This is a genomic window from Synechococcus sp. FACHB-909, assembly GCF_014698945.1.
Classification (GTDB): Bacteria; Cyanobacteriota; Cyanobacteriia; order PCC-6307; family Cyanobiaceae; genus Cyanobium.
In genome coordinates, this window is record NZ_JACJTY010000002.1 from 421,918 (window position 1) to 435,681 (window position 13,764).

Consider the following 13,764-nt stretch of genomic DNA (forward strand, 5'->3'; position numbering starts at 1 on the left):
GTTCAGGCTCTCCAGACGTAGAGCAGCACGAACAGGATGATCCAGATCACATCCACGAAGTGCCAGAACAGGGACGTGGCGATGACGCCTTCTTCACCCCGGTCGTAGTTGCCGGGGACGAAGGATTTGGCCAGCATCAGGCCCATCAGCAGGATGCCGGTGAGCACATGCAGGCCATGGAAGCCGGTGAGCAGATAGAAGGTGCCGCCGAAGGTGCCGGAGGTGAAGCCGAAGCTGAGGCCGCGCCACTCCACCGCCTGGCCGTAGAGGAAATAGGTCCCCATGGCCATGGTCAGCAGCCAGAAGCCCCGGAACAGCCAGATCTTCCCCTTGCCCTTGAAATGCTCGGCCACCACCATCGTGAAGGAGCTGGAGACCAGCACCACCGTGTTGATCAGCGGCAGGCGCCATTCGAGGCCGTCCACGCCGGCGGGCAGCCAGTCGAGGGCGGAGAGCCGCAGCAGGGCGTAACCGCTGAAGAACGCCAGGAAGATGACGCTCTCGGAGCACAGGAAGATGATGAAGCCGGTGAGGTTGTGGTTGGCGTGCTGGCCTGCGCCGTGGGCGTGGGTCGCGGCCGTGTCGCCGGGGGTGGCGGGGGTGCTGCTCATCGGTTGGCCTCCTGAAGGGTGAGGGCGCGCTCGATCTCCGCCTGGTGCTCCACCAGCGGTTCCCCGGTGCCGTAGCCGTAGGGGCGGCTGATCACGGTGGGAACGTGCTCACCGAAGTTGTCCTCCGCCGGGGGTGACGGCAGCAGCCACTCCAGGCCGATGGCGTTCCAGGGGTTGTGCGGCGCCCTTGGCCCCCGGGCCCAGGAGCTGATCATGTTGAGCAGGAAGGGGATGATCGAGACCCCCAGCAGGAAGGCCCCCAGGCTGGCCAGCACGTTCCAGAAGGCGAACTCCGGGTCGTAGGAGGAGACCCGCCGGGGCATGCCCATCAGGCCGAGGGGGTGCATGGGCAGGAAGTTGAGGTTGGCGCCGATGAAGGTGAGCACGAAGTGCAGCTTGCCGAGGCCCTCGTAGGGCATGCGGCCGGTGAACTTGGGGAACCAGTGGTAGATGGCGGCGAACACACCCATGACGGCCGCGCCATAGATCACGTAGTGGAAGTGACCCACCACGAAGTAGGTGTTGCTGACGTGAATGTCGATCGGCACGGTGGCCAGCATGATGCCGGTGATGCCGGCGAAGACGAAGTTGAACAGGCCACCCAGGCAGAACAGCATCGGGGTGGTGAGCCGGATCTTGCCCCGCCATAGGGTGCCCAGCCAGGCGAACACCTTCACACCGGTGGGCACGGCGATCAGCATCGTGGTGACCATGAACAGGTTGCGCATCCACTGGGTGACGCCACTGGGGAACATGTGGTGCACCCAGACGATCAACCCCAGGCCGACGATGATGAAGGAGGCCAGGCAAACATAGACGTAGCCGAACAGGGGCTTGCGGGAATAGACGGGAAACAGCTCCGAGAAGATGCCGAACACCGGCAGGATGATCACATACACCGCCGGGTGCGAATAGAACCAGAAGAAGTGCTGATACAGCACCGGATCGCCGCCCCCTTCCGGCCTGTAGAACGAGGTGCCGACGCTGAGATCCAGCAGCAGCATCACGGCGCCGCCGGTGAGGGCGGGCAGGCCGATCAGCTGCAGGGTCTGGGCGGCCAGGGCCGTCCAGCAGAACACGGGCATGCGGAAGAAACCCATGCCCGGCGCCCGCATCCGCAGGATCGTGGTGACGAAGTTCACCGCCCCCATGATCGAGGAGATGCCGGAGAGGGCCACCGCCAGCACCCACAGGAACTCGCCGTTGATCAGGTGGCCGAGGGGGTTCTGGAGACTCACCGGCGGATAGGACCACCAGCCGGAGGTGGCCGGGCCGCTGGGCACGAAGAAGCTGGCGATCAGCAGGATGCCGAACACCGGCACCAGCCAGAAGGCGGCGGTGTTGAGCCGGGGGAAGGCCATGTCGGGGGCACCGATCATGGTGGGGATCAACAGGTTGTTGAGCCCGTTGAGCACCGGAAAGATGAACAGGAACAGCATGATCGTTCCGTGCATCGTGTAGAGACCGTTGTACACGGTGCGATCCACCAGATCGGCCTCCGGTGTGATCAGCTCGCCCCGCATGATCATGGCCAGCAGGCCACCCACCAGGAAGAAGAAGAAGGCCACCACGATGTACTGGATGCCGATCACCTTGGCATCGGTGCTGAAGCCGAAGTAACGCCGCCAGGAGGCGGGCGGTTCGGGGGAGAGGGCGGTGCTGGTCATGGCCTCAGGCGTCGTGGGGAAGGGAGCTGGAACCGGGAGCGTTCACCTGGGGCGGGGGGGCCGGCACCACCGTGGGCCAGCCGCCGCGGGGATTGGTCTGGCGCTCGGCGTACTCGTCGGCCGCGACGCTGAGGCCGCGCTGCAGGGGGGCGGCGGCGGCCTGCTTCAGCCAGGCGGCATGGTCTTCGGCGGTCTCGACCACCACATCGGCCTGGTTGGCGGCGAACCAGGTGCCGCTGAACTGGGAATCGCGCAGGCGGTAGCGCCCGACGCGCGTGGGGGTGAGGCTGAAATCGATCGCCCGGCCCGGGATCACATCCTGCTTGAGCCGGAAGGCCGGGATGAAGAAGCCGTGCAGCACATCCTCGGAGACCAGGCGGAAGGTGACTGGCCGATCCAGCTCAAGGTGCAGCTCGGTGCTGGAGACCTGCTCGCCGGGGTAGCGGAACTCCCACGACCACTGCCGGGCGATCACCTCCACCTGCTCGGCCGGCAGCCGGTCGCCGGGGTACCCCCCCTGCTGCTCCTGGGGACTGCGCAGGTGGATGTGCTCCATCGGCCCGAGCACGCCGAGCTCGGTGTTCACCTGGATGGCGTACCAGGCGATGGCCATCACCAGCACCAGGGGGATGGCGGTCCAGACCACCTCGAGACGGGTGTTGCCCTCGATCGGCTCGGCGTCGCTTTCGTCGTACTTCTCGGCCCGGTGCACGAGCATCACCCAGGCCATCACCGAGATCACCCCCAGGAACACGAAGGTGCCGACCCCGGTTTCGAAGCTGAACAGCCCATCCACCAGCGGGGCGGCATTGGAGGCCTGCACCGGCAGCCAGCGGAGGGAGGCGCCGGCTACCCAGTAGCTGATCAGGGCCAGCAGGCCGATCCAGACGGCCAGGGCCGCCAGGGCGATGGGGCCGGGGCCGCGTGGGGTGGAGGAGGTCATGGGGAGGGGGCCCTAGCGAAGGGCGTCGCGGAGATCGGCTCCGCTGGCCAGGAGCTGGTCGGCGGTGATGTGGACGCCGAATTCGGCCGCCAGTTCGGCCCCGAGGGTGCCGTGCAGGCCGATCACCAGGAACAGGGCCAGGCCCACCAGCAGGTAGAGCCACTGCACCTGGCGCCCCATGTCCCGGCGCCAGAGAAAGCGCTGGTAGCCGCGCCAGACGGTCATGGCGATGATCGCCAGCAGGATCGCCACCCCGCCGACGCCATGCCAGAGCATGGTTTCCATGCTCTGGAGGCCGATGCTGCTGGTGACGCCGGGAATCGGCACCGCCAGCAGCATCTCGAAGAAGCCCGTCGCCACGGTGAAGAAACTGACGATGGCGCAGGCGAGCAGGTTGTACCAGCCCACGTCGTGGAAGCCGGCTCGGGTGATCGGCAGGGCCAGGAAGCGGAACACCCGCTTCTCGATCGGATAGAGGGCGCCGACGACGTCGAAGGCGATGGCGATCACGAACAGGCCGATCGTGAAGTGGACCAGATTCGGGTGGATCGGCAGGCTGTAGGGCAGGTCGTTGGGCCCCAGCCAGTCGCCCAGCTGCTGGATCGGGGCCTCGGCCGGGAGCATGGAGAGGGCCATCAGATCAACCCGGCCCGTCCGGCGGCCACCACCGGCACCGTGTGCAGGCCATATACCCAGATCAGCTGGTTGCCCAGGGTGACCTGCACCACCACCAGCGCGGCCAGCACCCCGCCGGCGGCCAGGAAGGGCAGCGGCAGGGTCTCGGGGTCCCGGTTGCGCAACACGTAGCGCCAGCCGGTGAGCACCGAGAGGATGCCGGCCAGGGACCAGCCCAGGGTGCTGTGCAGGTTGAGGATTGCCCGGGAGGCGCCGTACGGATCAGCGAGGCCGGCCTCCACCTGGCCGAAGATGATCGCCACGAAGATGGCCCCGGTGGCGAACAGCAGATTCCAGAAGCTGACTTCAAACAGATTCGGCCGCCGCAGCACGACACCGATCAGATCGAAGACCACGCTGATCACCGCCATGGCGATGACGAAGTGGACCACGATCGGATGGAGGGTGTCCATCCAGGGCAGGTTGTGGTCATTGAGGGCTGGCAGCAGTTGCTGCATGGGCACCGGCCACGCTGTGCCCCTTCACCATGGCCGGACCCCGAGAGCTGTCCTGGCTCTGTGATCTTTTGCTACAGCCCTGTGGCGATACCCCCACCTGGCGCCGAAGACCCGCGCCAGGGAGGCTTCCCGGTGGGGCCGTGCCCGCCGGGCGAGGGATTGCCCCTACCTTTCAGACATCCCGCGGACCGCATCGATGGCGAAGGAACGCTTCTTCCTCGAGCTGGAGCCGAGCGAAGCCGTGATGAAGAGTTGGCCCCATGTGGTGATCGTGGGCGGCGGTTTCGCCGGCCTCAAGGCGGCCCATCGGCTGGCCGGCCAGCCGGTGCGGGTGACCCTGGTGGACAAGCGAAATTTCAATCTTTTCCAGCCGCTGCTGTATCAGGTGGCCTCCGGCCTGGTGTCCGAGGGCGATGTGGCGACGCCCCTGCGGCTGCTGCTCGCCAAGGCGGCCAACGTGCAGGTGCTGCTGGGAGAAGTGGTCGATCTGGATGCCGCCTCCCGGGAGGTGGTCTTCAACGATCGCCGCCTGCGTTACGACAGCCTGATCCTGGCCACCGGCTCCGGCAGCACCTACTTCGGCCATGAGGAGTGGCGGGAACTGGCGCCGCCGATGAAGATCCTCGAGCACGCCGATGAGATCCGGCGGCGGGTGCTGACGGCCCTGGAGGAGGCCGAGCAGACCCCGGATCCGGAACGCTGCCGCTTTCTGCAGTCGGTGGTGGTGGTCGGCGGCGGCCCCTCCGGCTGCGAACTGGCCGGATCGATCAACGAGCTGATGCGCCACGCGGCCCAGCGCGACTTCCGCCAGCTGGACCCCGGGCTCTGCCGCGTCGTGCTCGTCGACCCCGGCGATCGGCTGCTGCGGGCCATGGACCCGTCGCTGTCCAAAGCGGCCGGCGATTACCTCACGTCCTGCGGTGTCGAGCTGGTGCTGGGAGGGCGGGTCCAGAGCATCGAGGCGGGCCGGCTCACGGTGGCCTTCAAGGCACCGGCGCCGGGAACGCCCAGCGAGCGGGTGCTGGAGGCGGCCACCATCTGCTGGAGCGCGGGGGTGCGGGCCTCCCATCTCGGCAAGCTGCTGGCGGAGCGCACCGGTTGCACGGTCGACCGCGGCGGGCGGGTGGTGGTCGAGCCGGACTTCTCGATCGCCGGCCATCCCGAGATCCGGGTGGTGGGCGACCTCTGCTCCTATTCCCACACGGCCGACGGCAAGCCCCTGCCGGGCATGGCCGGCCCGGCGGTGCAGATGGGGGGCTGGGTCGCCCAGGACCTGCTGGCCCAGCTGGCGGGTCGGCGCCAGGCCACGTTCCGCTGGTTCGACTTCGGCAGCATGGCCGTGATCGGTCCCCTCTGCGCCGTCGCCGATCTGCGGGGCCTGAAGTTCACCGGGCCTGTGGGCTGGCTGCTCTGGGGCCTGGCCCACCTCGCCTTCATGCCCGCCAACGAGAACCGCCTCACCCTGCTGACCAAGTGGCTGTGGGTGATCGCCACCCAGCAGCGGGCCAGCCTGCTGATCACCGGCCGGCCCGACCAGCACCTGGGGGTGGAGGTGGGGCTGGAACGGGCCGAACGGGCGGAGGATCCTGCGCCGGCCTGAAGGGGGGCGCCTCAGAGGCCGGGGCTGCTGTGCATCAGGCCCCCATCGGCGAAGATCGTGGTGGCGGTGATGTAGCTGGCGGCGTCGCTGGCCAGGAAGCCCACCACCTTGGCGATCTCCTCCGGCTGGGCCATGCGGCCCATCGGGATGGCGGCGTTGAGCTTGGCCAGCAGCTCGGGATTGTTCATGGTGGAGTCGTTGATCGGCGTGGCCACGGCTCCCGGGCCCACATTGACGATGGTGATGCCGTGGGGCGCCAGCTCCAGGGCCGCGGTGCGGGTGAGCATGCGCACGCCGCCCTTGGCACAGCAGTAGGGGGTGTTGTCGGGCATCGGCCAGTCCTCGTGCACCGAGGAGATGTTGATGATGCGGCCGCCGCCGCCCTGGGCGATCATCTGCTTGGCGGCGAACTGGGTGGCGAAGAAGACGCCCCGCAGGTTGACATCCAGAACCTTGTCGAAGTTGTCCGGGGTGGTGGTGAGGATCGAGGTGCGGGTTTCGATGCCGGCATTGTTGATCATCACATCGAGCCGACCGTATTTCTCCACGGTGGTGTCCACCAGGCGCTGCAGGTCATCGAGCTTGCCCACATCGGCCTGAACCCCGAAGCTGCTACCGCCATAGGCGCCGATTTCACGCTCGAGCTCTTCGGTGGCTTCGGGATGGGAGCGGTAATCGATCACCACCTTGGCGCCGAGTTCGGCCAGATACTCCACGATCGATTTGCCGATGCCGCTGTTGCCACCGGTGACGATGGCGACCTTGCCCTGCAGCAGGGTGGAGAGGGCCTTGCCGGCCAGGGGGTTGGAGCTCGTCATCGGGTGGGGCCGGGAAAGGAATGGGGAGGGATCTCCACGCTTTCATCCTAGGGACGGCCACCGAAACGGCCCAGTGAATTGTTGCTGTCAGCATCGGCAACTGATCACCAGGATGCGGTCACCGTGGCGCCACTCCTGATGGCCCCTAGTCTGTGGCGAAAGCGAGTGGAACCAGCCCGATGGACGGCGAGGCGTTGCAGGGGCCGGACAGCAACGGGAACCGGAACGGGTCGGTGCGCCCTTCGGTGACCCGGGGCGCGGCCCTGCTGGTGGCGGCCTTCCTGGCCAACACGTTGCAGAGCGCGTTTGCGCGGGCGGTGGGCAGCGGCATGGACGCCCTGATGTTCACCTGGCTGACGTTCATTCTGGCGCTGCTCCTGCTGATTCCCCTGCTGGTCGTGCGCGGCGGCCGTGATCTGCCGACGCGGGTGTTTCCCCTTCACCTGCTGCGTGGCGGCATGGGCATGGGCGGCTTTCTGCTGTTCATGTCGGCGGCCCAGCTGGTGAATCTTGTCAATGCCAATGTGCTGCTGAACACGACGCCGATGTTCATCCCGTTGCTGGCCTGGCTGGTGCTCAGGCAGCGCATTCCTGCCAGCCTCTGGAAGGCCCTGGCGGTGGGATTCGCCGGGATGGTGATCGTCGTTCAGCCCAATGCCAGTCTCCTGGACAAACCCGGTGATCTGCTTGGCCTGGCGGCCGGATTTGTCTGCGCCATTGAGTTTCTGGCGGTGAAGGCCCTGGGCAGGAGCGAGTCGGCGTTGACGCAGCTCGTCTACTTTCTGACCATCGGCGGTCTGGTCTCCAGCCTGATGATGGTGGGGCGCTTCCATGCCATCACGTCGGATCAGTTCCTGTGGGTGCTGGCTTCGGCCCTCTGCCTGCTCAGTTTCCAGTTTCTGCTGATCCGCGCCTACAGCTATGCCGATCCCAGTGCGATCGGGGCGTTTCAGTATGCCTCCGTGGTCTTCGCCGGCCTGATCGGCTGGATCTGGTTCGGCCAGATCCCGAACGCCGGTGTGGTGGTGGGAACGGTGCTGATCTGTGTCGGTGGGGTGCTGAGCCTGGTGGGGCAGAACCCGCCCCCAACGGTCCCATGACTCTGGCTGCCCCATGACTCTGGCTGTCCAATGACACTGACCCTTCCCCACATCGACAGCCTCGGTTTCACCACGGCCGATGCCGAGACAAGCGCCGCCTTCTTCGAGACCTGCCTGGGCTTCCGGCGCCTGGGGGAGGCCGTGGTGCTGGAGGGCGGCCCCTACGCCCGGTTGGTGGGCCTGCCCGGAGCCCACCTCCGGGTGCTGCGGCTGGCGATCGGCGCGGAGGTGCTGGAGCTCACCGAGGTGCTGGCGCCGGGGCCCGGTGCCCGTCCGGGGCGGCCGATCCCGGCCGGATCCCGCAGCAACGACCGCTGGTTCCAGCACGCCTGCCTGGTGGTCAACAGCATGGAGGCGGCCCTGGCGGCCCTGCAGCCGGCCTTCGCCGCCGGCCGGATCACGGCGATCTCCTCGGCGCCCCAGCGGCTGCCGGACTGGAATGCGGCCGCCGCCGGCATCGTCGCCTTCAAGTTCCGTGATCCGGACGGCCATCCCCTGGAGCTGCTGCAGTTCCCGCCGGACAAGGGGGAGGCCCGCTGGCATGGCGACGCCCCCGGGCCGGTGCTGGGCATCGACCACAGCGCCATCGGCATCGCCGACACGGTCGCCAGCGTCCGCTTCTACCGAGCCCTGCTGGGCCTGGCCGCCGGCGGGGACGGCGTCAACAGCGGCCCGGAGCAGGACGGCCTCGATGGCCTGGCGGGCACCCGGGTGCGCATCACCGGCCACCGCTGCCCCAGCGGCGCCGGTGTCGAGTGCCTCGACTACCGCGAACCCAACGGTGGCAGGCCGATGCCCGCCGACCAGGGCCTCCAGGACCTGGCCCACTGGCAGCTGCGCCTGCGGGTGGCCGACCTGGAGACCGTCGCCGACCGGGCCGTGGCCCTGGGCGGGCGTCCGATCTCCCCAGGGATCATCACGCTGGGGGATCAGGCGGAGTGGTTCGGGGCTGGTCGGGCCCTGCAGCTGGCGGATCCGGATGGCCATCGCCTGCAGCTGCTGCAGAACTGAGACCCACCACCAGCACCACGATCGAGCGGGGGCCCAGGGTGTAGGTGTCCGCCTCCAGGGATGGCGCACTGATCCAGGGCACGATGTCCTCCGGGCTGGGCCGGGAGGTGTCGATCCAGCGGCGCCAGCTCGGCTGGTCGCCCTCGGCGGCGGGCAGCCGGAAGCGCAGCGGCTCCCACCAGGCGTTGACCATGGCGTGCCAGCGGAAACGGTGGTCGACGCTGGTGATCGTCGTGGCGAAGGAGCGGGAGCTCTCGCTCCAGTCGGGCTGGTCGGGCTCGACCCCATGCCAGCGGACGTGATGGCGCCGCACCAGCTCGCCGAGGCTGAGGTTGCGGGCGTTGATCACCACGTCGCGGCGCTGGCGGTAGGCGAGCAGCTCCCGCACGAAGCGGTGCAGGTCGGCGTTGCGCTCAAGCAGCGACCAGTCGAGCCAGCTGATCGGGTTGTCCTGGGCGTAGGCGTTGTTGTTGCCCTGCTGGCTGCGGCCGAGCTCATCGCCCATGGCCAGCATCGGCGTGCCGACCGCCAGCAGCAGCATGGTCAGCAGGTTGCGGCTCTGGCGGGCGCGCAGGGCCAGGACCTCGGCGTCGCTGGTGTCCCCCTCGATGCCGCAGTTCCAGCTGGCGTTGTCGTCGCTGCCGTCGCGGTTGCCCTCGCCGTTGGCCCCGTTTTGCTTGGCGTTGTAGCTGACCAGGTCGGCCAGGGTGAAGCCGTCATGGCAGGTGATGAAGTTGACGCTCGCCTCGGCCTCCCGCTGCTTGTGGCCGTAGATGTCGGGGCTGCCCATCAGCCGCTGGCCGACGCTGGCCGCCAGGCCCCCGTCCCCCTTGATGAAGCGGCGCACATCGTCGCGGAAGCGGCCGTTCCACTCCTGCCAGTTGTCGCCGACGAAGCTGCCCACCTGATAAAGCCCGGCGGCATCCCAGGCCTCGGCGATCAGCTTGGTCCCGGCCAGCACCGGATCGGTGTCGATGTCCCAGAGGACCGGCGAGAGGGGGGTGGGTCGGCCGGTCTGGTCCCGGTCCAGCACCGAGGCCAGATCGAAGCGGAAGCCATCGACATGCAGGTGCTGCACCCAGTGGCGCAGGCTTTCGCGGATCAGGCGCCGCACCACCGGGTGGTTGGCGTTGAAGGTGTTGCCGCAGCCGGTGTCGTCGATGTAGGTGCCGTCCCCGTTCTGCAGGTAGTAGTCGCCGTCCGCCAGGCCCCGGAAGCAGAACGCCGGCCCTTCGGCGTCCCCTTCGGCGGTGTGGTTGAACACCACATCCAGGATCACCTCGATGCCGGCGCGGTGCAGCGCCTTGACCAGGTCGCGGAATTCGTCGATCACCGCCAGGGGATCGGTGCTGCAGGCGTAGCCCGGATGGGGCGCGAAGAAGGAGACCGGCTGGTAGCCCCAGTAATTGAGCAGGCCGGCGGGGGCCGCCAGGGGATCGAAGGCGAACACCGGCAGCAGTTCCACCGCCGTGATGCCCAGGTCCTGGAGGTAGGGGATCTTGCTGATCAGGCCCCGGTAGGTGCCCACCTGCTCCGGCGGCAGGCCGGCGCTGGGGTGGGCGGTGAAGCCGCGCACGTGCAGCTCGTAGATCACCGTCTCGCGGGAGGGCCGGTGCAGGGGCCGATCCCCTTCCCAGTCGTAGGCGCGCGGGTCGGCCACGACGCTCTTCATGGCGGTGCCCCAGTCGCCGGAGCTGCTGCGGCCGGGGGCGCGGCCGTAGCCCGGCGGCATCGCCAGGGCCAGCCCATGGGGATCGAGCAGCAGGTTGGCCGGATCGAAGCGCAGCCCCAGCTGCGGCAGCCGGGGTCCCTCGACGCTCCAGCCGTAGGGCTGGCCCGGCCCGATCCCCTCCAGCCGGCAGTGCCAGTAGTCGCCGGTGCGGTGCCGGTCGGGATCGAGGCGGAGGCGCTGGCTGGGCACGGCATCGTCGACGCGCGCGAACAGGCACAGCTCCACCGCCGTCGCCCGCCGGGCATAGAGGCTGAAGTTGACCCCGCCCTCGCTGACCGAGGCGCCCAGGGGGGCACTGCTGCCCGGGGACGGCAGGGCCGCCGTGCATGAGGTCATGGCGTCGGCAGGGGTGGAGGGGACAGGGGGCCCGCCCACCGCATGATGGCCAGGACCCCCGGTTTCGCCCGGCCCCGCCGCGGCGCCGTCCGTCGACCCTGCTTACGGTGAGCCGGCAAGCCCTCCAGCTGGTGCGCCCGCCGATGGATCTCGAGATCGTCACCCTGCTCGTGCCCACCGGCCCTTCGCTGGCGGCCGGCGCCGCGCTGCTGGTGCTGCGGCTGTTCGTGGGGGTGGCCTTCATCCGCCACGGCTGGCCGAAGCTGCGCAACCTGCGCACCTGGTCCACGGCGATGAAGACGCCGGAATGGCTCTGCTTCCTCTCGGCGGCCTCGATGTGGGGCGCCGGGATCGCCCTGATCCCTGGCCTGCTCACCCCCCTGGCGGCCCTGGCGATCCTGGTGTCGATGGCCTACGCCATGGTGCTGGAGCTGGTCTCCGGGTTCCCGTTCATCGCCCCGGATCCCTATCAGATTCCCGAGGGTGACTACGCCGGACCGATGGGTGTGGGCGAGCCGCCCAGCTGGGAGAAGGCGGCCATGTATGTGGTGATGTGCCTGGTGCTGATCACCTCCGGCGGCGGCCTCCTCTCCCTCGACAACCTGCTGATCGCCGACCTGCTGGGCGCGGTTCTCTGAGGGATCACTCGCGCTCAGGCGCTGCCGTGGGGTGATGGTCCTCCCGCTCGCCACCCCAGTACTTGAAGGCCAGCAGGGCCAGGGTCACCACGGCCATGCCGGCGCCGGCCAGGAAGATGTCAGAGCCGGCGACGGAGTGGGCAAGGTCCTCGGCGTCGAAGCTGTTGAGCAGCTCGAGGAAGGAGATCGCCATCGCCAGGATGATGAAGTTGGCGAACATGCCCTTCACTTCGTGGAAGTTCCGGAAGCTGAGGGTCTTCGGCAGTTTCAGCTCGCTGATGAACAGCGAGTACATGCCGATCGCCAGGGCCAGGCAGCCCGTTCCGACCAGCAGCAGGTCGATCCCTTCGAGGATGTCCATCTCGAAGCGGTTGAGGTCCACCAGGTCGGTGATGCTGACCAGGGCCAGCCGCAACTGCTCCAGGATCAGCCGGCTGCCGCGGATGAACAGGGCCAGGCAGCTGGCCAGCAGCGCCAGGATCGGCACCAGGGTGAGGTAGCGGGCGCGGACGAGCAGGCGGCGCAGCATGGCGGGCAGGAGTGGAAGGGGTGTCAGGGCAGGGGCGGCAGGCGCGGACAGGCCTCCACCAGGGTGCGGGTGATGGCGGCCTGGGGATGGGCCAGCAGCTCGGCCCCGGCCCCCTGCTCGACGACGCGGCCGCCGTCGAGCACAAGGACGCGGTGGCAGAAGCCGCCGGCCACCGAAAGGTCGTGGGTGATGAACAGCATGCCCAGGCCGAGCTGGCCCTGCAGGCGGCGCAGCAGGGCCAGCACGTCGGCCTGGACCTCGGCGTCGAGCATGCTGACGCTCTCGTCGCAGAGCAGCACCTGGGGGTCCAGGATCAGGGCGCGGGCGATGGCCACCCGCTGCTGCTGGCCGCCCGAGAGCTGGCGGGGCAGACGGTTTTCGAAGGATTCGGGCGGATTCAGCCCCACCAGGGCCAGCTGCTCCCTGGCGCGGCGGCGGGCCTCCTGCCGGCCGGCCAGCCCATGGATCAGCAGGGGATCGGCCACCGCCTCCCCCACGGTCATCTGGGGGTTGAGGCAGGCCAGGGGATCCTGGAAGACCATCTGCAGCCGGCGCCGGGCCCGCCGCAGGGGCCGTCCCCCCAGGCGCCGCAGGTCGACCCCCTGGAGCCGCACCGCCCCGCCCCGCACCGGCGCCAGCCCCATCAGGGCGCGGCAGAGGCTGCTCTTGCCGCAGCCCGACGCCCCGACCACGCCGATGGTTTCCCCCTCGTGCAGGGTCAGGCTCACCCCGTCGACCGCCTTGATCCAGCGCGGCTGCCAGGGCAGGGAGGGCAGCGGGTGCCAGCTGCGCAGTTCCTCCACCTCCAGCAGCACCGGCGCGGCGGCGGGGGCCTCGCTGCGCCCGCCCTCCCGCTCCCGGGCGGCGCCCACCAGCCGCTGGGCCAGGGGCGAGGCCGGGGCCGTGAGCAGCCGGTGGCTGGGGGCCTCCTCCACCAGCCGGCCCTGATCGAGCACGGCGATGCGGTCGCACCAGCGGCCGGCCATGGCCAGGTCGTGGCTGATCAGCAGCAGGGCACTGCCGGTTTCGGTGCAGAGCTCGCTCAGCTGGGCCATCACCTGTCCGGCGACGGCCACATCCAGGCTGGTGGTGGGTTCGTCGGCGATCACCAGGGGCGGCTGCAGGGCCAGGGCCAGGGCGATGGCCAGGCGCTGGCGCATGCCGCCGCTGAACTCGTGGGGGAAGCTGCCGTAGCGCTCCGGGGCGATCCCCACCCGGGCCAGCAGCTCCCGGGCCCGCTCCCGCCCCCCGCCGCGGTGGGCGGCCAGGGTGTCGCGCAGGTGCTCGCCGATGGTGAGCAGGGGGTTGAGCCGGGTCATCGGGTCCTGGAACACCAGGCCCACCGCCTCGCCCCGCAGCCGCCTGAGGGCGCCGCGCCTCAGCCGCCGGGGGTCCTGGCCCGCCAGCAGCAGCTCGCCGTCGCAGCTGCTTCCCGGGGGCAGCAACTGCAGCACGGCCCGGGCCACGGTGCTCTTGCCACAGCCCGAGGGGCCCACCAGGGCCAGCCGTTCACCGGCGCTGAGGGTCAGATCGAGCCCATCGAGGGTGGGCCGCTCACTGCCCGGGTAGCGCACCTGCAGACCACCGATCCGCAGCACCGGGGCCGCAGGCTGGGACGGGGCGGGCAGGGCCATGGACGACACCGG

At 69.2% G+C, this 13,764-nt stretch carries 13 protein-coding genes; 4 read left to right on the forward strand and 9 right to left on the reverse strand.

Going from position 1 to position 13,764, the window contains the following annotated elements; all coding sequences use genetic code 11:
- Window positions 1–2: 2 nt before the first annotated feature.
- The 5 genes from H6G99_RS05380 to H6G99_RS05400 are packed head-to-tail and all read right to left on the reverse strand — an operon-like array spanning window position 3 to window position 4,354.
- The gene (locus H6G99_RS05380; protein ID WP_190610386.1) at window positions 3–611 is read right to left on the reverse strand and encodes a cytochrome c oxidase subunit 3; all 609 of its coding nucleotides are present in this window, start codon (window positions 609–611) and stop codon (window positions 3–5) included.
- Window positions 608–2,278, reverse strand: a complete 1,671-nt coding sequence (locus tag H6G99_RS05385; RefSeq protein WP_190610388.1) for a cytochrome c oxidase subunit I — start codon at window positions 2,276–2,278, stop codon at window positions 608–610. The genes H6G99_RS05380 and H6G99_RS05385 overlap by 4 nt, the downstream gene beginning before the upstream one ends.
- Before the next feature lie 4 nt (window positions 2,279–2,282).
- A complete protein-coding gene (locus tag H6G99_RS05390; protein WP_190610389.1) occupies window positions 2,283–3,221 on the reverse strand; it encodes a cytochrome c oxidase subunit II in 939 nt (312 codons plus the stop codon).
- 12 nt (window positions 3,222–3,233) lie between these two features.
- The gene (locus H6G99_RS05395; protein ID WP_190610391.1) at window positions 3,234–3,857 is read right to left on the reverse strand and encodes a DUF2231 domain-containing protein; all 624 of its coding nucleotides are present in this window, start codon (window positions 3,855–3,857) and stop codon (window positions 3,234–3,236) included.
- A complete protein-coding gene (locus tag H6G99_RS05400) occupies window positions 3,857–4,354 on the reverse strand; it encodes a DUF2231 domain-containing protein (protein WP_015110318.1) in 498 nt (165 codons plus the stop codon). Before H6G99_RS05400 ends, H6G99_RS05395 begins: the two co-directional genes overlap by 1 nt.
- A 196-nt stretch (window positions 4,355–4,550) precedes the next feature.
- Here H6G99_RS05400 and H6G99_RS05405 point away from each other — a divergent pair, with 196 nt between their 5' ends.
- Window positions 4,551–5,954 carry an NAD(P)/FAD-dependent oxidoreductase gene (locus H6G99_RS05405; protein WP_094585753.1) on the forward strand — a complete coding sequence of 468 codons (1,404 nt, stop codon included), beginning with the start codon at window positions 4,551–4,553 and terminating at the stop codon, window positions 5,952–5,954.
- 11 nt (window positions 5,955–5,965) lie between these two features.
- Here H6G99_RS05405 and H6G99_RS05410 read toward each other — a convergent pair whose 3' ends face one another.
- Window positions 5,966–6,772 (reverse strand): SDR family NAD(P)-dependent oxidoreductase, encoded by an 807-nt coding sequence (locus tag H6G99_RS05410; RefSeq protein ID WP_094585754.1) that lies wholly within the window; start codon window positions 6,770–6,772, stop codon window positions 5,966–5,968.
- A 233-nt stretch (window positions 6,773–7,005) separates the two neighbouring features.
- On the opposite strand from H6G99_RS05410, the gene H6G99_RS05415 reads away from it, so the two are divergent.
- On the forward strand, window positions 7,006–7,872 hold the full coding sequence (locus H6G99_RS05415; protein WP_190610393.1) for a DMT family transporter: 867 nt from the start codon (window positions 7,006–7,008) through the stop codon (window positions 7,870–7,872).
- Between the two features lie 30 nt (window positions 7,873–7,902).
- A complete protein-coding gene (locus H6G99_RS05420) occupies window positions 7,903–8,883 on the forward strand; it encodes a VOC family protein (RefSeq protein ID WP_286190991.1) in 981 nt (326 codons plus the stop codon).
- Here the strand turns inward: H6G99_RS05420 and glgX are convergent.
- Window positions 8,789–10,951, reverse strand: coding sequence for a glycogen debranching protein GlgX (glgX, locus tag H6G99_RS05425; protein WP_190610394.1), 2,163 nt, complete (start codon window positions 10,949–10,951; stop codon window positions 8,789–8,791). The two genes, H6G99_RS05420 and glgX, sit on opposite strands and share 95 nt — an antisense overlap.
- Window positions 10,952–11,094: 143 nt before the next feature.
- Here glgX and H6G99_RS05430 point away from each other — a divergent pair, with 143 nt between their 5' ends.
- Complete coding sequence (locus H6G99_RS05430; RefSeq protein ID WP_190610546.1) at window positions 11,095–11,589, forward strand: DoxX family protein; 495 nt, start codon at window positions 11,095–11,097, stop codon at window positions 11,587–11,589.
- A gap of 4 nt (window positions 11,590–11,593) precedes the next feature.
- Here the strand turns inward: H6G99_RS05430 and H6G99_RS05435 are convergent, their stop codons facing one another.
- Both H6G99_RS05435 and H6G99_RS05440 read right to left on the reverse strand, forming a co-directional pair.
- Window positions 11,594–12,118, reverse strand: a complete 525-nt coding sequence (locus tag H6G99_RS05435; protein WP_190610396.1) for a YqhA family protein — start codon at window positions 12,116–12,118, stop codon at window positions 11,594–11,596.
- Between the two features lie 23 nt (window positions 12,119–12,141).
- Window positions 12,142–13,752, reverse strand: a complete 1,611-nt coding sequence (locus H6G99_RS05440; RefSeq protein WP_190610398.1) for an ABC transporter ATP-binding protein — start codon at window positions 13,750–13,752, stop codon at window positions 12,142–12,144.
- Window positions 13,753–13,764: the final 12 nt, after the last annotated feature.